Origin of the sequence: Streptomyces sp. DSM 40750 (assembly GCF_024612035.1) — a bacterium.
Taxonomy (GTDB): domain Bacteria; phylum Actinomycetota; class Actinomycetes; order Streptomycetales; family Streptomycetaceae; genus Streptomyces.
Map to the genome: position 1 here is coordinate 4780025 of NZ_CP102513.1, position 17981 is coordinate 4798005.

Annotated in this window: 16 protein-coding genes; 11 read left to right on the forward strand and 5 right to left on the reverse strand. The window is 71.8% G+C overall.

Translation table 11 applies throughout. The features are described from left to right. Positions 1-185 precede the first annotated feature (185 nt). Entirely contained in the window at positions 186-1850 is a 1665-nt protein-coding gene (gene hutU, locus JIX55_RS21420; RefSeq protein WP_257564910.1) for a urocanate hydratase, read from the reverse strand. A gap of 119 nt (positions 1851-1969) precedes the next feature. On the opposite strand from hutU, the gene JIX55_RS21425 reads away from it, so the two are divergent. The 7 genes from JIX55_RS21425 to JIX55_RS21455 all read left to right on the forward strand — a co-directional run bounded on the left by JIX55_RS21425 (position 1970) and on the right by JIX55_RS21455 (position 8488). Beyond that, entirely contained in the window at positions 1970-3439 is a 1470-nt protein-coding gene (locus JIX55_RS21425) for a diaminopimelate decarboxylase (protein WP_443046490.1), read from the forward strand. A 383-nt stretch (positions 3440-3822) separates the two neighbouring features. Further along, on the forward strand, positions 3823-4221 hold the full coding sequence (locus JIX55_RS21430; RefSeq protein ID WP_257564911.1) for a hypothetical protein: 399 nt from the start codon (positions 3823-3825) through the stop codon (positions 4219-4221). Next, positions 4218-5114: a hypothetical protein gene (locus JIX55_RS21435; protein ID WP_257564912.1), complete on the forward strand. Its 897-nt coding sequence runs from the start codon at positions 4218-4220 to the stop codon at positions 5112-5114. The genes JIX55_RS21430 and JIX55_RS21435 overlap by 4 nt, the downstream gene beginning before the upstream one ends. Positions 5115-5151: 37 nt before the next feature. Next, entirely contained in the window at positions 5152-5736 is a 585-nt protein-coding gene (locus JIX55_RS21440; protein WP_257564913.1) for a roadblock/LC7 domain-containing protein, read from the forward strand. A 16-nt stretch (positions 5737-5752) separates the two neighbouring features. Then, the gene (locus tag JIX55_RS21445) at positions 5753-6127 is read left to right on the forward strand and encodes a hypothetical protein (RefSeq protein WP_257564914.1); all 375 of its coding nucleotides are present in this window, start codon (positions 5753-5755) and stop codon (positions 6125-6127) included. Between the two features lie 155 nt (positions 6128-6282). Further along, positions 6283-6978 (forward strand): lipoprotein, encoded by a 696-nt coding sequence (locus JIX55_RS21450; RefSeq protein ID WP_257564915.1) that lies wholly within the window; start codon positions 6283-6285, stop codon positions 6976-6978. A 145-nt stretch (positions 6979-7123) separates the two neighbouring features. Next, positions 7124-8488 (forward strand): APC family permease, encoded by a 1365-nt coding sequence (locus JIX55_RS21455; protein WP_257564916.1) that lies wholly within the window; start codon positions 7124-7126, stop codon positions 8486-8488. Positions 8489-8521: 33 nt separating this feature from the next. Here the strand turns inward: JIX55_RS21455 and JIX55_RS21460 are convergent, their stop codons facing one another. The 3 genes from JIX55_RS21460 to JIX55_RS21470 form a co-directional block, all read right to left on the reverse strand. After that, positions 8522-9088, reverse strand: coding sequence for a hypothetical protein (locus tag JIX55_RS21460; protein WP_257569423.1), 567 nt, complete (start codon positions 9086-9088; stop codon positions 8522-8524). Between the two features lie 121 nt (positions 9089-9209). Continuing rightward, on the reverse strand, positions 9210-10070 hold the full coding sequence (locus tag JIX55_RS21465; protein WP_257564917.1) for a MurR/RpiR family transcriptional regulator: 861 nt from the start codon (positions 10068-10070) through the stop codon (positions 9210-9212). Then, positions 10067-11641: an aromatic amino acid ammonia-lyase gene (locus JIX55_RS21470; RefSeq protein ID WP_257564918.1), complete on the reverse strand. Its 1575-nt coding sequence runs from the start codon at positions 11639-11641 to the stop codon at positions 10067-10069. The genes JIX55_RS21465 and JIX55_RS21470 overlap by 4 nt, the downstream gene beginning before the upstream one ends. A 191-nt stretch (positions 11642-11832) precedes the next feature. On the opposite strand from JIX55_RS21470, the gene JIX55_RS21475 reads away from it, so the two are divergent. Then, positions 11833-12279 carry a hypothetical protein gene (locus JIX55_RS21475; protein ID WP_257564919.1) on the forward strand — a complete coding sequence of 149 codons (447 nt, stop codon included), beginning with the start codon at positions 11833-11835 and terminating at the stop codon, positions 12277-12279. Positions 12280-12717: 438 nt separating this feature from the next. Here JIX55_RS21475 and JIX55_RS21480 read toward each other — a convergent pair whose 3' ends face one another. Further along, entirely contained in the window at positions 12718-14112 is a 1395-nt protein-coding gene (locus JIX55_RS21480) for a cystathionine beta-synthase (RefSeq protein WP_257564920.1), read from the reverse strand. A 156-nt stretch (positions 14113-14268) separates the two neighbouring features. On the opposite strand from JIX55_RS21480, the gene JIX55_RS21485 reads away from it, so the two are divergent. The 3 genes from JIX55_RS21485 (at position 14269) to JIX55_RS21495 (ending at position 17978) form a co-directional block, all read left to right on the forward strand. Then, positions 14269-15351: an SGNH/GDSL hydrolase family protein gene (locus JIX55_RS21485; RefSeq protein WP_257564921.1), complete on the forward strand. Its 1083-nt coding sequence runs from the start codon at positions 14269-14271 to the stop codon at positions 15349-15351. A 328-nt stretch (positions 15352-15679) separates the two neighbouring features. Then, entirely contained in the window at positions 15680-16900 is a 1221-nt protein-coding gene (locus JIX55_RS21490; RefSeq protein ID WP_257564922.1) for an acetyl-CoA C-acetyltransferase, read from the forward strand. A gap of 295 nt (positions 16901-17195) precedes the next feature. Continuing rightward, positions 17196-17978, forward strand: a complete 783-nt coding sequence (locus tag JIX55_RS21495) for a hypothetical protein (RefSeq protein WP_257569424.1) — start codon at positions 17196-17198, stop codon at positions 17976-17978. The last annotated feature ends 3 nt before the right edge of the window (positions 17979-17981 follow it).

Consider the following 17981-nt stretch of genomic DNA (forward strand, 5'->3'; position numbering starts at 1 on the left):
CGATCGCCGAGGCTCCTGTGCGGACCCCTCCCCAGGTGGTGGGCGGTCGTTCCGCGGGGCGACGGGGGTCTCCCCGCTCGAGCGGAGCCGAGAGTGGGGGAGGGTGGGCACAGCCGGATCCGCGGTCGGCGACGAGGTGTCAGCCCCCACCGACGGGGCCCCGCCACGGCCTCCCTCGCGCCGGGTCACGCGTCCTCACCCTCACGCATCGGCACCCGCACACCTCGCTCATCGGCGACGGACTCCGCGATGTCGTACCCGGCGTCCACGTGCCGGATCACACCCATTCCGGGGTCGTTGGTCAGCACCCGGCGGATCTTCTCCCCGCCCAGCTTGGTGCCGTCCGCCACGGTCACCTGCCCGGCGTGGATGGAGCGGCCCATGCCCACACCGCCCCCGTGGTGCAGAGAAACCCAGGACGCACCGGACGCCACGTTCACCATCGCGTTCAGCAGCGGCCAGTCGGCGATCGCGTCGGAGCCGTCGAGCATGGCCTCGGTCTCGCGGTAGGGGGAGGCGACGGAGCCGGAGTCCAGGTGGTCGCGGCCGATCACCAACGGCGCGGCCAACTCCCCGCTCGCCACCATGTCGTTGAACCGCTCACCGGCCTTGTCCCGCTCGCCGTAGCCGAGCCAGCAGATACGCGCGGGCAGGCCCTGGAAGTGGACGCGCTCCCGGGCCATCCTGATCCAGCGGTGGAGGGACTCGTTCTCGGGGAAGAGGTCGAGGATCGCCCGGTCGGTCTTGGCGATGTCGGCGGGGTCGCCGGAGAGGGCCGCCCACCGGAAGGGGCCCTTGCCCTCGCAGAACAGCGGCCGGATGTAGGCGGGGACGAAGCCGGGGAAGGCGAACGCCCGGTCGTACCCGGCGAGTTCGGCCTCTCCTCGGATGGAGTTGCCGTAGTCGAAGACCTCGGCACCGGCGTCCAGGAAGCCGACCATGGCCTCGACGTGCCGGGCCATCGACTCACGCGCGCGGGTGGTGAAGCCGGCCGGGTCCTTCGCCGCGTACGACGCCATGTCGTCGAAGTCCACGCCCACCGGCAGGTAGGCCAGCGGATCGTGGGCGGAGGTCTGGTCGGTGACGATGTCGATCGGAGCGCCCATGGCGAGCAGCTGCGGGACGAGCTCGGCGGCGTTGCCGAGGAGACCGATGGACAGCGGGCGGCGGGCGTCACGGGCCTCCACCGCCAGCTGCAGGGCGTGGTCGAGCGAGTCGGCCTTCACGTCGAGGTACCGGTGCTCGATACGGCGTTCGATGGCGCGCGGGTCGCAGTCGATGCAGAGGGCGACGCCGTCGTTCATGGTCACGGCGAGCGGCTGGGCGCCGCCCATTCCGCCGAGGCCGGCGGTGAGGGTGATCGTCCCGGCGAGCGTGCCGTCGAACTTCTTGGCGGCGACGGCGGCGAAGGTCTCGTAGGTGCCCTGGAGGATGCCCTGGGTGCCGATGTAGATCCAGGAGCCTGCGGTCATCTGCCCGTACATGGTCAGGCCCAGCTGTTCGAGCCGTCGGAACTCGTTCCAGTTGGCCCAGTCGCCGACGAGGTTGGAGTTGGCGATGAGGACGCGGGGCGCCCACTCGTGGGTCTGCATGACGCCGACGGGACGGCCGGACTGGACGAGCATGGTCTCGTCCTGCTTGAGGGTTTTCAGGGTGCGGACCATGGCGTCGAAGGAGCGCCAGTCGCGGGCGGCCTTGCCCGTGCCGCCGTAGACGACGAGCTTGTCGGGGTGCTCGGCGACCTCGGGGTCGAGGTTGTTCTGGAGCATGCGCAGGGCGGCTTCCTGCTGCCAGCCCAGGGCGCTGAGTTCCGTACCGCGCGGCGCTCGAACGGGGCGGGGTCCTGACACGTCTGCCTCCTCGCTTTACAGCAACTATTCACATCCTGACTTGATGAATAGAGCTAGTCAATACAGCCGTAGGGCCAGCGACGGCGCGCTGCGGGTGTTTGGCTGGACACACGGACCGCATGGGTTCGGACATCGACACGGCAACGGGGGAAGAGATGGGAGACCTGACGAACGGGACCGGTGGAGAGGGGCCGGCCGAGGGCCGCGCCCACCCGCAGCACGAGGGGGACAGTGAGCGCACGCTCCGACTGTTCGACACCGACGGCGAGCGGGCCGCCCGGCGGGACGAGGCCGTGCGGGCGGCCGTGGAGCAGGGGCTGCTCGGTCCCGGCACCCCAGTGGCCGCACTGCTGGACGTCACCGGGATACGGGCCTCGGCGGGAGCACTGCGGAGGGCGTTCGACGCGGTGACGGCGCCCGGCACACCCGTCCTGCACGCGTTCGCGGTAAAGGCGACGCCGCTCGTGCCCGTGCTGCGGCTGCTGCGGGAGGCGGGGATCGGCGCGGAGGTGGCGAGCGCCGGGGAGCTGGCCCTGGCGCGGGCGGCCGGGATGTCGCCGCGGCAGACCGTGCTCGACTCCCCCGCCAAGACCCCGGCGGAGCTGCGGGAGGCGCTGGCCCTGGGCATCGCGGTCAACGCGGACAACCCGCAGGAGCTGGACCGCATCGACGCGCTCGTACGGTCGGCCACCACCCGCTCCCCCCTCGGCATCCGGGTGAACCCGCAGGTCGGCGGCGGCACGATCGACGCGCTGTCCACGGCGACGGCCACGTCGAAGTTCGGGGTGGCGCTCCGGGACGAGGGCGCCCGGGAGTGGGTCGTACGGGCGTACCTGGACCGCCCGTGGCTGAGTCGGCTGCACGCGCACACCGGGTCACAGGGGATGCCGCTGTCACTGATGACGCGGGGGATCACCGAGACGTACGAGCTGGCGGAGGAGATCAACCGGCGGCTCGGGCGGCGGCAGATCGACACGATCGACATCGGCGGCGGGCTGCCGGTGAACTTCGCGTCGGAGGCGGCGACTCCGACGTACGAGCAGTACGCGCGGCTGCTGGCGGAGGCGGTGCCGGGGCTGTTCGACGGGCGGTACGGGCTGGTCACCGAGTTCGGGCGGTCGCTGCTCGCGAAGCACGGGACGATCGTCGCGCGCGTGGAGTACACGAAGAGTGCGGGCGGGCGGGTCATCGCGGTCACCCATGCGGGGGTGCAGGTGGCGACGCGGACGGTGTACGCGCCGGGGTCCTGGCCGTTGCGGATCGCGGCGTACGACGGGAAGGGCCGGGTGAAGAGCGGGCCGGTGGCGGTGCAGGACGTGGCCGGGCCGGCGTGTTTCGCCGGGGATCTGCTGGCGGAGGGGCGGGCGTTGCCGCTCTTCGAGCCGGGGGACTACGCGGCCGCGCTGGACACGGGCGCGTATTACTTCGCGCACCACTATGCGTACAACTCGCTGCCGCGGCCCGGGATTTACGGGTATGCCCCCGGGGAGGGGCGGATGCGGTTCGCGGTGGTTCGGAAGGCGCAGACCGTGGAGGAGATCGTGGCGGAGGCGGGCGGAGTCGAGAGGGCGGGGCTTCTCGGGCTCTGACAGTCGCCTTGGAGTTCGGGGGGGAACCGTGGTGTGGCGACTGCGGGTTCGTCGTGGCCGATCACGCAGCTCTCCGCGCCCCTGAAAGCACGGGAGCGCCCGGGAGTATCAACCGCTCCCCTTCACGCGCCCCTCAAGCCCCCTGAAATGATTGACGGGCGGCGTCGCGTCCGGCAATCGACATGCAGGCTGCCCGCATATGCCCACCTCAGCGCATCAGCGCGTCCCCCGGGTCTCAACAGCAGCGAAAACCAGGCAAGTCGACCCACCTTACCCACCTGTCCGCATGTTCCGCTGGAAAATGCCAGATCCCTCACTCCTCGCGCACACGTTGCGTAGCGTCTGCGTCACTCATCCGAACCGCAGGCAGGAGGGGAGCCACGGTGCCCGGAATCGACGAGTGTCTGGTGGAGGCCATGAGGCTGCCCGGTGCGCTGGGCGCCGCGGTGGTCGACTGGACCAGCGGGCTGGCACTGGGCACGGTCGGGGAGGCGCCCGGCGGTGACCACGAGACGACCGCGGCGGAGGCGGCGGAACTGGCGCGGCTCGCGGCGGAGCACCGGGCGTTCGCGCCGAAGGAGGGCTCCGACTGGTCCGGGGCGGATCTCCCGGTCGAGGACCTGATCGTCAGCAACCGGGACACGTACCACGTGCTGCGGTTCGTGCGGACGACGTTCGACAGCAGTGTGTTTCTCCATCTCTGGCTGGCCCGTACGGACGGCAATCTCGCACTGGCCCGGATCCGGCTCGGCGAGATGGCGGGACGGCTGGTGCTGGCATGAGCGTGATCACCACACCGGCGCCCCGGCTGCCTGTCCGGAGCGGGTACACCCCGCAGGCCGTCTCCCCCATGCTGAGCCGGCTCGCCGCCGAGCGGGCCACCGGCGTACTGCTGCGCGAGAGCGGTTCGCTGTATCTGTCCGAGGGCGAGGTCGTGCACGCCGAGAGCCCCCGGTCCCCGGGCCTCGACGTGCTGCTCACCACCGGCGGCATCCTGGACGGCGACGGCTGGCGGGAGGCGGTCGACACGGCCGGGGCCGGGCTGCGGGTCGGGCGGTTCCTCGTGGACAGCGGCCGGGTCGCCCGGGGGGCGCTGGAGCTGTGCCACGCGGGGGCGCTGTTCGACGCGGCGTACTTCGTCCTCGGCCCGAGCGGCGCGCCGGCCAGCTTCCGTTACGGGGCGGCGCACTGGCTCGGACCGATCCGCCCGGTGCCGGTGGCCACCGTGGAGCGCGAGGCCCGGCGCCGCCGCGACCTCCTGCACCGCATCTGGCCCGACCCGGCGACGGACGACGCCCCGCTGATCAGGGCGGCCGCCCTGGACGTCCCACCGGTCCCGGCCCGCCAGGGAGCCGTACTCGGCCAGGTCAACGGCTTCCGCACGGCCGCCGAGATCTCCCTGGCCCTGGGGCGCCCCGCCTTCCACACCCTGGTGGACGTACGACGGCTGGCGGCGGCGGGCCTCATATCCACCGCTCGGCACAGCCCGCCCGGAACACCACCGATGCCGGCCCGCCCCGGCCACGCCCCGCCGACCGGACCGGGCCGCGACCCGTCGGCCGAACCGCCGGTCGGCGACGGGGCATCACCCCCCACCCCACCTTGGCCGCTCACCACCACAGACCCCGACGTGGCCCTACTGCAAAGGCTCAGGGATGCGCTGGAGGCCCTTTGAGCGGCAGCGGGAGCTTCCCGCCGAGAGGAGACTGCTCATGGCCGCGGAGGCCGAAGTCCTCGACGAACTGCACAGGTTGAGGGCCCGTGTACCCCAGCTGACCGGCGCGCTCGCGGCCAGCGTGGACGGGCTGGTCCTGGCCCACGACACCCCCGGCGTGGAACCGGAGGGCCTGGCGGCGCTCACCGCCGCCGCGCTCGGCGTCGCCGTACGGATGACGGACGCCGCCGGCCGGGGCGAGCTCCGCGAACTGCTGCTGCGCGGCGACCACGGCTATGTGGCGACGTACGCGGCGGGCGACTCGGCCGTACTGACGCTGCTGGCGCAGGACCGGGTCAACGTGGGCCGGCTGCACCTGGAGGGCCGCCGCGCCGGCGGCCGTATCGGCGAACTGATGGACGCCCTGCCCCGGCCGGACGACGCGGCCGCCGCCAAGGCGGCCACCAAGAACCCGGCCCGGTCGGTGGCGAACGGCGCGAGCGCGGCCACGACCGCGGCCACGCCCCAGACCCCGGCCAAGACCACGGTCAGGTCGACCATGCCCCGCCGGACCCCCCGCACCACCACCCCCCGCGCCACCCCCAGAACCACTCCCAACACAGCTACCAGCACTGAGAGTTGAAAGGACACCACACACCATGGCCAACACCGAGACCGCGTTGAAAGAAGCCCTCGCGTCCATCGAGGGCGCGACCGGCGCCGCGCTGGTCGACTACACCAGCGGCATGGCACTGGGCACGATCGGCGGCAGCAAGGGGTTCGACCTCACCGTCGCCGCCGCCGGCAACACCGACGTCGTCCGCGCCAAGCTGCGCACCATGGAACACCTCGGCCTCAAGGGCGAGATCGAGGACATCCTGATCACCCTGTCCGACGCGTACCACCTGATCCGCCTGCTCACCGGCCGCGGCGGCAACGGCCTCTTCCTCTACCTGGTCCTCGACTCCAAGCGGGCCAACCTGGCCATGGCCAGGCACCAGCTGAAGAAGATCGAGGCGGAGTTGGAGATCTGACCGCCCCCTGACACCACGGCTCCGGCGGCGCCCCCCTCGGGGAGCGCCGCCCAGCACATTCCTCCGCAGGAGCCCAACCCCCGCACACCCGTGCGAACACCGTCCCCGTCCCTCCGCTACCGTGTCCGCCCTGGAACGACAAGGGGAGGGTGGCCGTGGGAAGAGCGGTACGGGGGACGGTGCTGGCGCAGACGGCGCTGCTGGCCGGGGTGCTGACAGGGTGTTCGGAGGCGGCGCAGAGCGACTACGCGAAGGCGTCGGCCGGCGCCACCAGGTCGGCGACGGCGGAAGCAGCGGCGGACGCCGCCGAGAGCGGCGGCAGCGTCGGCGCGGCCGGTTCCGCCTGCGAACTGCCGGTCACCTTCGACACGGCCGAGAAGTGGCAGGCGGAGGCCGTCGAGACCGAGGTGCCCGGCGGCGGGAGCGGTTCCGAGGAGGACGAGCTCGCCGCGGAACTGGCCGAGGGGCTGCTCCACCAGGGCCCGTTCACCGCCGCGTGCGAGATCGACGCCAAGCCGGCCGGGAACATCGGCTTCATCCGCGTCTGGACCGGCGAGGCGGGCGCGAAGGAGGGAGACGCCGAGGCGCTGCTCAAGGAGTTCGTGGCGGCCGAGGGCAACACCAGCAAGGCGAAGTACAGCGCGTTCACCTCGGACTCCGACGTCTCCGGCACCGAGGTCGAGTACCTCTACACCAGCGAGGCCCTGGAGGAGACGAAGAAGGAGCGGGCCTTCCTCACGGTCACCCCGGACGGCCCCGTCGTCGTCCATCTCGGCGGTTTCGACACCCAGGAACACGAGGAGATGCTCCCGGCGTACGAGCTCGCCAGACGGACCCTGCGCACCACCTGAGCCCCGCGCGCCCCACGCCCACCCCGCGAGCCGAGCCCGTGTCCCCGAACCTCTGGTGAACCTCTGAGAATCGGTTGCGAGTGCATCCATGGCCCGCGACCGGGCAGGACTCCCTCGGACGGATCACCGATCGGGGGAGGTTCTCTTGTCCACCACCGAAAGCACCGCCGGTACGCCGGCACCCGCCGAGGAGACCGGCCTCAAACGGGTACTCGGCCCCAAGCTGCTGATCCTCTTCGTGATCGGCGACATCCTCGGCACCGGCATCTACGCGACCACGGGCAAGGTCGCCGGGAAGGTCGGCGGAGCCCTCTGGCTCCCCTTCGTCATCGGTTTCGTGGTGGCGATCCTGACGGCGGCCTCGTATGTCGAACTGGTCGGCAAATACCCGAAGGCGGCCGGGGCGGCCCTCTACACACAGAAGGCCTTCAAGCTGCCCTTCCTGACCTTCATCGTCGCCTTCATGGTGATGTGCTCGGGCCTGTCGTCCGCGAGCGCCGCCGCACGCGCCTTCAGCGGCGACTACCTGGACGAACTGACGAACGGCGCCCTGCCGCCCACCCTCGTCGCCATCACCTTCATCGTGCTGCTGGCCGCCCTGAACCTCAGGGGCGTCTCCGAGTCGGTGAAGACGAACGTCGTCCTGACCCTGGTCGAGCTGACCGGCCTGCTGATCATCCTCACGATCGGCGCCTGGGCGGTCCTGGGCGGCGACGGCGAACCGTCCCGCCTCACCGAGTTCGAGGCGAGCGGCACGGGATACGCGCTACTCACCAGCGTCCTGGGTGCCACGGCCCTCGGCTTCTTCGCCTTCGTCGGCTTCGAGGACTCGGTGAACATGGCGGAGGAGACGAAGGACCCGACCAGGACCTTCCCCCGCGCGATCTTCATCGGCGTCGCGGTGACGGGCACGATCTACGTCCTGGTCGCCCTGGTCTCGTCCCTCCTCGTCGACGCCAAGACCCTGGCGGGCTCCAGCGGCCCGCTCCTCGAAGTGGTGAAGGCCGGCGGGGTCGACTTCCCGCCCAGGCTCTTCGCCCTGATCGCCCTCTTCGCGGTCACCAACTCCGCCCTGATCAACATCATGATGGCCTCCCGTCTCTGCTACGGAATGGCCAACGAACGCATCCTCCCGCGCGGCATGGCCCGTGTCCTGCCCCGCCGCCGCACCCCGGTCGTGGGCATCGTCTTCGTCACCCTCCTCGCGATCGGCCTGGTCTCCACCGGCGAGATCGAGGGCCTCGGCGACACCACCGCCTTCCTCCTCCTCTGTGTCTTCGCCGTCGTCAACATCGCCGTCCTCGTCCTCCGCCGCGACCCCGTCGACCACGCCCACTTCCGCACACCGACGGTTCTGCCGGTCCTGGGCGCCATCACCGCACTGATCCTCGCCAGCCCCTTGGCCGACCGCCCGGCCGACGTCTACATCCGCGCCGGCGTGCTCCTGGCCATTGGCATCGCTCTGTGGGCGGTGAACAAACTGGTCCTCCGGACCCGCGGCGAGTCCTGACCTCAGGACTGGGGCCCAGGTCATCGAGGGGCCCTACCGCCGCCCGCCCCCGGGCCCCGCGTCCCCCGCGCCGATGCCGGTGACCCGATACCCGGCCACCCGCTTGCCCGTCGGGCGGCCGCCCCCGGCGGAGAGCCAGTCGACGCGGACCCAGAAGAGCTGCCCGGCGGCGAGTTCGCGGCGGCCGAGCCAGGCCGCCTTGAGGCGAAGGCCGGTGCCGAGGCCGGCGAGGAGCATGCCGCCCGCCGCGGGCAGCGCGAAGGAGGAGCCCAGGGCGGCCGCGAAGCCGAGCAGAAGCCACCAGCGGTGGCCGCGGCGCCAGTTGCGGAGGGTCACGGCACGGTCCTGGAGGACATCGTGTTTACCGGCCCGTGCGGCTCCGCGGGCCGGTGCCAGGTACCGGCCGCGCCGCGTCCACGCCACCGCACCGGCGGTGACGAGGAAAAGCACGGCCCCGGCCAGTACCCCGATCCGCCGCCCGGTCAGCCCTGCCGGCAGCACCCCGACCCCCGCCGCGACCACTCCGAGCCACCACAACGGTGCCGCTCCGGCCCGCACCACGACGGCCACCCGAGCCAGCCCCTGCCCTCCGCGCGCCACGCTCCCCGCCTCCCGTAATTCCAAGGTCGTACGACAGTTGACGGGCACGGTAACCAGCGAACGTGAAACGCGCCTGAGAATCGCGAAACCCGCGTCGGCCGGGAGACCCCGGCCGGGCGGGCTACTCCACGAACAGCCCCCGCGTCGCGGCCCTCGCGTCGAACTCCTCCAGGCGGGCCTGGGCCTCCGGCAGGTCGTCGCACATGGCCTCCAGGAGCACGCGGCCGAGGAGCATCGGGGCGCAGGCGGTGTCGAAGGCGAGCCCGGTACCGACGGCGGCGGGCAGGAGCAGGTCGGAGACCTTGGCGACGGGCGCGAAGGCCGAGTCGGCGACCGTGACGACGAAGAGCCCCGCCTCCCTGGCGTACGCCAGGGTCTCGACGACCTCGCGCGGATGCCGTGGCAGCGCGAAGCAGAGCAGCGCGGTGGCGCCCGCCCGTACCGCCGCGTCGATACGGTCCTGGAGCATGCTGCCGCCCTCGTGCAGCAGCCGTACATCGGGGTGGACCTTCGCGGCGAAGTACGCGAAGCCGTACGCCTGGGAGGCCGCGGCGCGCAGCCCGAGCACCGGCAGCGGCCGGGACGCGGCCAGCAGCCGCCCGGCCCGCGCCACCGGGGCGGGATCGGCGAGCACCTCGGCCAGATGCCGCAGGTTCTCGATCTCGGCCTCGACGGCCTGCTGGTACTCGTTGTAGGCGGTGGTGTCCACGACCGGTTCGGCGGGCGCGACGTCCCGCAGATGCCTGCGCAGCGCCGGGTAGCCGTCGAAGCCCAGCGCCACCGCGAACCGTGTCACCGACGGCTGGCTGACCCCGGCCAGCTCCGCCAGCTCCACGCTCGACAGGAACGGCACGTCCGCCGCCCGCCGCACCATGCTGTGGGCGATCCGCCGCTGGGTGGGCGTCAGGCGGTGCCCCTCGAAGAGGGTCTGCAACCGCGCGGCAGGACTGTCCGTCAGGCCCGTGCCCTTGTCCGCGCTCATGACGCGCTCCCCCTCCGCAGGTCGGTCTGGACGTCCGTCCAGACCTCGGTGAACCGGTCGAGCAGTACGGCCGCCGCGCTCACGTCCGCCGTCAGCGGCCGGTCGGCGGCGTCCGCGTCCAGCACGGCCTCCGCCAGCTCCAGCGCCCGCCCGACGGGCAGCTCCGGATCCGGCCGCAGATCCCGCTGGCGCAACGCCCGTACCGCGGCGACGAGTTCGCAGCCGACGACGAGCCGGTACGCGCCGCACGCCCGCAGCGTCTGCCGTGCGGCGAGCGAGGCGAAGCTGGCCTGTTCCTCGACGCCCCGGGAGAGTACAGCGTGGCCGAGCGACGCGGGCGCGGAGAAGGCCCTCAGGTCACCGAGGGCGGCGCCGGCGGCGTACTCGAGGATCATCACACCCGACGAGGCGGGCTCGTGGTCGGCGAGGAAGGGCCGCAGCCGGGTGTAGGCGGGCTCGTTGAGCGAGGACAACCGGGAGGTCGACAGCCGCGCCACCTGCGTCACCGCCAGCCTGAAGTGGTCCAGGGCGAGGGCGAGTTGTGCCTGGTAGAAGCCGCCGTGGTGGTACGCGGCCATGTCCTCGGGGCAGATCAGCGGATTCTCCGCGGCCGCGTTGATCTCCACCTCCAGCACACCCTCCAGCGCGTCCGCCGCGTCCAGCGCGGGCCCGTGGACCTGCGGCAGACACCGGAAGCCGTACGGGTCCTGTATCCGTCCCAGCGGCGGGGTCGGCCGGTCGGCCGCACCGATCAACTCCCGCATGCGCCATGCCACTTCGCGCGACCCCTTGTGGGCGCGCGCGACGTGCACGGGCGCCGCGTACGCCTCGTGCGAGCCGTCCACCGCGAGCAGCGACAGCGCGGCGACGACCTGGGTGGCCGCGATCAGCCCCCGCAGTTCATGCAGGGCCAGCGCGGCCTGTCCGAGCGTGAGCGCGTTACTGCTGATCAGCGCGAGGGCGTCGTTGTTGTCGAGCGGCTGGGCCTCGGGAACGCCGGCGGCCCCCGCCACAGCCGCCGGGCCCCGCCACGGATGCTCCCCCGCCAGCGCCAGCCCCATCTGGGCCAGCGCCGCGATGTCCCCCGTCCCCACCGACCCGAACTCGTTGACCACGGGGTACGCCCCGCTCTCCAGCGCCTCGCACAGCGCGGTGACCACCGTCGGCCGGAGCCCGGCGCCGCCCGCGAGCAGCTGGTTGGCGCGTACGGCGAGCATGGCCCGTACCTGCCGGGCGGGCAGCTCCTCGCCGATGGCCCCCGCGTGGCTGCGCAGCAGCCGCAGACCGTGCTCGGCGGCGGCCTCGGTGGGCACGTCCTCGGCGCGGTTGGCGCCGACGCCGGTGGAGCGGCCGTACACGCGTCCGGTCGCCGCGATCTGCCGGGCCGCGTCCCAGGACTCCTCGACCCGCCGCATCCCCTCGCTGCCGGGCACGGGCCGCGCGGCCCCGTCGGCGAGCCGTACGACATCGGCGACACCGAGCGCGTGCCCGTCGAGGACGACGAGACCGGTCGGAACGGCCGCCACGGCGAGAGTGGGGGCGTCCGTCGCGCCCATGATCCGAGAGGACATCACCCGCAGCCTCCTCAGCCCCAAGCAGACACCACATATTCAGACACCGAGAACTCTGCATGAGGTTATACAGGCCGGGCAAGAGCTGCCGGACAGGAGAATCCGGGCCGGGGAACCGACGGGGTACCTGCGGCGGAACAGGGGGGCTAACCCCAGTGCCAAGCGGCCACCCGCTCCCTACCGTGAACAGCATGACCGGTATGAATGCCCGTGACGCGCAGCTCGGGGACCCCGAGCTGAAGAAGGAACTCGCCGCCACCCTGCACGCGCGCAGGGAACTGGGCGAAGACTACGAGTCCGCGCTCGTGGAGTCGTTCCTGGAGAAGGTCGACCAGCGCATCGACGGCGCGGTCGACCGCCGGGTCCGGCGTCAGATCTCCGAGCAGCAGATGATGGTGGCCCGTGGCGCCCGCTCCCCCAAGTCCACCGACACCTGGGGCGAGCGCTACGGCTTCGGCGTCGTCTCCCTCGTCGTCGCCATGCCCCTCTCCGGCATCGGCGGCGGCATCGCCGACCTCCCGGGCCTCTTCGTCACCTGGGCGGGGATCGTGGGCGTGAACATGGCGTGGGCGCTGCGTGGTTCGTCGGCCCTGCGCCGACGCGGGGGCAAGGGCGGCGACTCGGACTGGGACGAGTGACTCGTCTTTTCAGCGACGCACACCGCAACCATCAATTGAGGAACCACAACGGCGACCAGCCAGGTCCGCGAGAGCGGCGCCGGTTTAGGCGCAAAGGGGGGTGTAGCGCGGGGACCGCCGCACCCCCGTGTGACGGGGGGCGGGACGACGGCGGTCCCCGCGAGGGACGCGGGCCGGGTCAGGACCGGGCTTACGCGTCCTTGGCGTCCATGGAGGTCCGGGAGCCGCTCCGGAGGTCCTTGACGCCGTTTTGGTTGCCGGCCGGGGCGGGGAGCCGCTCCCGCCCTGCCGACACCCACTAATGTGCCGGACCCGTGTTAAGCGAGTGCTGCGCGGACGTGTCGCGCTCGTACCACTTCCGCGAAGTTAAACCCGCGACCGCGCAATCCCCGACATGGAGAGCCCCTTGAGGGCATTCCCTCCCCAGATGAGGCATTCCTACTGCTTCATCCCGCCCTTGGCGAGGAACGCGAGCAGGTCCTGCCGGCTGACGACACCCTTCGGCTTGCCCTCGACCAGCACGATCGCCGCGTCCGCCGAACCGAGTACGGACATCAGGTCGGCGACCGGTTCACCGGAACCGACCTGCGGCAGCGGCGCCGACATGTGCTTCTCCAGCGGGTCGTCGAGCGCGGCGCGCTGGGTGAACAGGGCGTCCAGCAGCTCCCGTTCGACGACGGACCCGACCACCTCGGCGGCCATCACGTCCGGGTGCCCGGCGCCCGGCTTCACGATCGGCATCTGCGAGACGCCGTACTCCCGCAGCACCTCGATCGCCTGCCCGACCGTCTCGTCCGGGTGCATATGGACGAGGGAGGGGATGGCGCCGTGCTCCTTGTCGCTGAGGACGTCGGCCACGCGCGCGCTGGGCCCCTCGTCCTCCAGGAAGCCGTAGTCGGCCATCCACTCGTCGTTGAAGATCTTGCTGAGGTAGCCGCGTCCGCTGTCGGGCAGCAGGACGACGACCACGTCGTCCGGGCCGAGCCGCTCGGCGACCTTCAGCGCGGCGACGACGGCCATGCCGCAGGAGCCGCCCACGAGCAGGCCCTCCTCCTTCGCCAGCCGCCGGGTCATCTGGAAGGAGTCCTTGTCGGACACGGCGACGATCTCGTCGGCGACGGTCCGGTCGTACGCGGTCGGCCAGAAGTCCTCACCGACGCCCTCGACGAGGTACGGCCGCCCGGACCCGCCGGAGTACACGGACCCCTCGGGATCGGCGCCGATGACCTGGACACGGCCGTCGCTGGCGTCCTTCAGGTAACGCCCCGTGCCGGAAATCGTCCCGCCGGTCCCCACGCCCGCCACGAAATGCGTGATCCGTCCCTCCGTCTGCTCCCACAGCTCAGGGCCGGTCGAGTGGTAGTGGGAGAGCGGGTTGTTCGGGTTGGAGTACTGGTCGGGCTTCCAGGCACCCGGCGTCTCACGGACCAGCCGGTCGGAGACGTTGTAGTACGAGTCGGGGTGCTCGGGGTCGACGGCGGTGGGGCAGACCACGACCTCGGCGCCGTAGGCCCTGAGCACATTGATCTTGTCGGTGCTCACCTTGTCGGGGCACACGAAGATGCACTTGTACCCCTTGCGCTGGGCGACGATGGCGAGCCCCACGCCCGTGTTTCCGCTGGTGGGCTCGACGATCGTGCCGCCGGGCCTCAGCTCCCCGCTCTCCTCCGCCGCCTCGATCATGCGCAGCGCGATGCGGTCCTTCACGGAACCGCCTGGATTGAAGTACTCGACCTTGGCCAGGACGGTCGCCTGGATGCCCTCGGTCACGCTGTTGAGCCTCAGCAGCGGGGTGTTGCCGACGAGGCTGATCATCGAGTCGTGGAATTGCACCGTTGTCTCCGGAGCTGCAAAAAGGGATGTCGTGATGTTCCGCCAGCCTAAGCCCCGCCCTCACTCTCCTCCCCCCTGTTCACCTCCCGTCGGGATTGGCCGAGGGCCGGTACGGGGCAAGGAGTGTGTACGGCTAGGAGGAGGTGGCGGCGGCGTATGTCGAGCATGTCTAGGGCGAGGGTGGCCCGGCGTATCGCGGCGGGCGCGGCGTACGGCGGTGGTGGCATCGGGCTGGTGGGTGCGGCGGCCGTGGGTGTGCTGCTGGCCGAGGTACGGATGGCCAAGCGGGTCGTGGGCAACGGGCACAGCCCGCATCCCCCGAGCGCGGAGGGCCTCTACGGCCACGCCTACAGCCGGCACGGCCGTACGTACGGCTCGTACGGCAGTTCGCACAACGCCCCCGACGATCCCCCGCTCCGGCTCGTCATGCTCGGCGACTCCACCGCCGTCGGCCAGGGCGTCCACCGGTCCCGGCAGACCCCGGGCGCCCTCATCGCCTCGGGGCTCGCGGCGGTGGCCGAGCGCCCGGTGCGGCTGCGCAACGTCGCGCTGCCGGGCGCCCAGTCCGACGACCTGGACCGGCAGGTGGCGCTGGTCCTGGAGGACCCGTCCCAGGTCCCCGACGTCTGCGTGATCATGATCGGCGCGAACGACGTGACCCACCGGATGCCCCCGACCCGCTCGGTGCGCCACCTGTCCGCGGCCGTACGGCGACTGCGGACCGCCGGCGCGGAGGTGGTGGTCGGCACCTGTCCCGACCTCGGCACGATCGAGCCCGTGCAGCAACCACTGCGCTGGCTCGCCCGCCGGGCCTCGCGGCAGTTGGCGGCCGCCCAGACGATCGGAACCGTCGAACAGGGCGGCCGCACCGTGTCCCTGGGCGACCTCCTCGGCCCCGAGTTCGAACAGAACCCCCGTGAACTGTTCGGCCCCGACAACTACCACCCCTCCGCCGAGGGCTACGCGACCGCGGCGATGGCCGTCCTGCCGACGGTGTGCGCGGCGCTGGGCCTGTGGCCGGCGGAGGAGGAGCGGCCGGACGTCAGCCGCCGCGAGGGCTTCCTGCCGGTGGCCCGCGCCGCCGCCGAGGCCGCGTCCGAAGCCGGCACCGAGGTGACGGCCGCCATGCCCACAGGGCCTCGTGGGCCCTGGGCCCTGCTGAAGCGGCGGCGTCGGCGGAGGGTGCCGGTGCCCGACCCGGAGCCGACCGCTGCCGCGGAGGCGCAGCCGGGCGCGTGACAGCTCGGGGTACCTGTGATCGGGCGACTGCGGGCGCGTGGGGGCTGCTCGCGCAGTTCCCCGCGCCCCTGAGAAGCAGGGGCTGCGCCCCGTGCTTCTCGGCCCGCAGGGCCGTGTCTTTCAGAGGCGCGGGGGAACCGTGCGAGCAACCACGTACGACCGCAGTCGCCCGGCAACCGAACCCCCGAGCTGTCAGGCGCCCGACCCAAAAAGCAAGCGCTTAGAAAAGTGCGGTCGGAGTCACACCCTCTTGCCCGTGACCCCGACCATACGTACGGGTAACTTCCCCCACAGCCCTGCTTTCCGTCCGCATGCCAATGGAGCCGTGATGCCCGAAGCCGTGATCGTCTCAGCCGCCCGCTCCCCCATCGGCCGCGCTTTCAAGGGCTCGCTGAAGGATCTGCGCCCCGACGACCTGACCGCCACGATCATCGAGGCCGCCCTCGCGAAGGTGCCGGAGCTGGACCCGAAGGACATCGACGACCTGATGCTGGGCTGCGGCCTCCCCGGCGGCGAGGCGGGGCACAACCTGGGCCGGATCGTCGCCGTACAGCTGGGCATGGACCACCTGCCGGGCTGCACGATCACCCGTTACTGTTCCTCCTCGCTCCAGACGTCCCGCATGGCCCTGCACGCCATCAAGGCCGGCGAGGGCGATGTCTTCATCTCGGCCGGTGTCGAGACGGTGTCCCGGAGCATCAAGGGGACCAGCGACGGCCTGCCCGACACGCACAACCCCCTCTTCGCCGACGCCGAGGCCCGCACGGAGGCCGTGTCCAAGTCGGAGGGCGCCGACTGGCACGACCCGCGTGAGGACGGCCTGCTCCCCGACCCGTACATCGCGATGGGGCAGACCGCCGAGAACCTGGCCCGCCAGTGGGGCGTGACCCGGCAGGACATGGACGAGTTCGGCGTCCGCTCGCAGAACCTCGCCGAGGAAGCCATCAAGAAGGGCTTCTGGGAGCGCGAGATCACCCCGGTGACGCTGCCCGACGGCTCCGTCGTCAGCGCGGACGACGGCCCGCGCGCGGGCGTCACCCTGGAGGCCGTACAGGGCCTGAAGCCGGTCTTCCGCCCGGACGGGCTGGTCACCGCCGGCAACTGCTGCCCGCTGAACGACGGCGCCGCCGCCCTCGTGATCATGTCGGACACGAAGGCCCGCGAGCTGGGTCTGACCCCGCTCGCCCGCATCGTCTCGACGGGCGTCTCCGGCCTCTCCCCCGAGATCATGGGCTACGGCCCGGTGGAGGCGTCGAAGCAGGCCCTGTCCCGCGCGGGCCTCACCGTCGACGACATCGACCTGTTCGAGATCAACGAGGCCTTCGCCGCCCAGGTGATCCCCTCGTACCGCGACCTGAACATCCCGCTGGACAAGCTGAACGTGAACGGCGGCGCCATCGCCGTCGGCCACCCCTTCGGCATGACCGGCGCCCGTATCACCGCCACGCTCATCAACTCCCTCCAGTTCCACGACAAGCAGTTCGGCCTGGAGACGATGTGCGTCGGCGGCGGCCAGGGCATGGCGATGGTCATCGAGCGCCTCAGCTGACCGACCGCACCCGCGCGAAACCGTGACCGTACGGGTGCGCACGGTGATGCTGTGGCCCGGAGTCCCGGATTCTGCGGGGCTCCGGGCCGTTTTGTGATCCAATCTCCCCCAGGATGTGACCTATCTCCCCCCGGAGAGCGATTTACGCAGGTCAGAGCTGTTTCACCACCAAACATCGGGGCAAAAATCCTGCCCGTTTCGTGACGTTACGCACTGACAGCTGGTTAGTCCGCCCTTCAAGCTGATGTAGGAAGTCGGGGGTCGACTTTGAACCGGGAGTACGTCAGTGAGCGCCATGCCGATCGCCTTGATGCTCACCACGGCAGCCACCGCCGCCGTGGGCGTCGCCGTCCTGCGCACCCTCATGGGACTGCGCCGGCAGGTCGCCGCCTTGCGCATCGAGCTCGCCGAGAGCCGGGCGGCCGGTACACGCGCCCTGGTCCCGGCCGCCCGTCCGGCCTCCGACACGGAGGAGATACGCGCGGCGGTCGCCGAGGCGCTCGCCGAGGAGCGGGAGCGGGAGCTGGCCGAGGCGCGGGCCTTCTGGGCCGCCCAGGAGTCCCGTGACGTCTCCGACACGCCCTCCCTGCTGGGTCTGTCCGACAGCGACCTGTTCCTGCCCCGGCAGTCCGATTTCGCGGGTCTGGAGCACCTTGAGCCGGTGACCGAGCCGAGCCTTGAGGGCGACGAGTTCGCCGGGGACTCCGCGGAGCTGGCCGCGGCCCGCCGCCGCCACCCCTCGCACCCCGACTTCGTGCCGGTGCAGTCCCCGGTCACCACCGACCACGAGCGCACGGTCGCCTGCCTGGAGGACCTCGCCGCGTCCCGCACCGAGCTGGCCGACGTCCGCCCGGGCCCCCTCGGCACCCTCGACGTCTACGTCTTCGCCGACGGCACCACCCTCTGCATGACCCCCGGCCACCGCGAGACCGCCGAACGCCTCGCCGGCGCCCTCCACACGGGCGACACCCCCGTCCTCCTGGGCGGCTCGGGCATCTCCGGCGCCTACACCCTCACCTTCCAGTGCGGCGACGACATGGTCTACATCCTGGCGGACAGGGTGATCGCGTCGCTGTAGAGG

Bases quoted from the DNA above. Each gene is read 5' to 3' on its own strand.
- JIX55_RS21445 (WP_257564914.1), top strand. From the start codon at position 5,753: ATGGCCAACACCGAGACCGCGTTGAAAGAAGCCCTCGCGTCCATCGAG.
- JIX55_RS21440 (WP_257564913.1), top strand. From the start codon at position 5,152: ATGGCCGCGGAGGCCGAAGTCCTCGACGAACTGCACAGGTTGAGGGCC.
- JIX55_RS21425 (WP_443046490.1), top strand. From the start codon at position 1,970: ATGGGTTCGGACATCGACACGGCAACGGGGGAAGAGATGGGAGACCTG.
- JIX55_RS21490 (WP_257564922.1), top strand. From the start codon at position 15,680: ATGCCCGAAGCCGTGATCGTCTCAGCCGCCCGCTCCCCCATCGGCCGC.
- JIX55_RS21465 (WP_257564917.1), bottom strand. From the start codon at position 10,070: ATGAGCGCGGACAAGGGCACGGGCCTGACGGACAGTCCTGCCGCGCGG.
- JIX55_RS21470 (WP_257564918.1), bottom strand. From the start codon at position 11,641: ATGTCCTCTCGGATCATGGGCGCGACGGACGCCCCCACTCTCGCCGTG.
- JIX55_RS21475 (WP_257564919.1), top strand. From the start codon at position 11,833: ATGACCGGTATGAATGCCCGTGACGCGCAGCTCGGGGACCCCGAGCTG.
- JIX55_RS21495 (WP_257569424.1), top strand. From the start codon at position 17,196: ATGCCGATCGCCTTGATGCTCACCACGGCAGCCACCGCCGCCGTGGGC.
- JIX55_RS21435 (WP_257564912.1), top strand. From the start codon at position 4,218: ATGAGCGTGATCACCACACCGGCGCCCCGGCTGCCTGTCCGGAGCGGG.
- JIX55_RS21485 (WP_257564921.1), top strand. From the start codon at position 14,269: ATGTCGAGCATGTCTAGGGCGAGGGTGGCCCGGCGTATCGCGGCGGGC.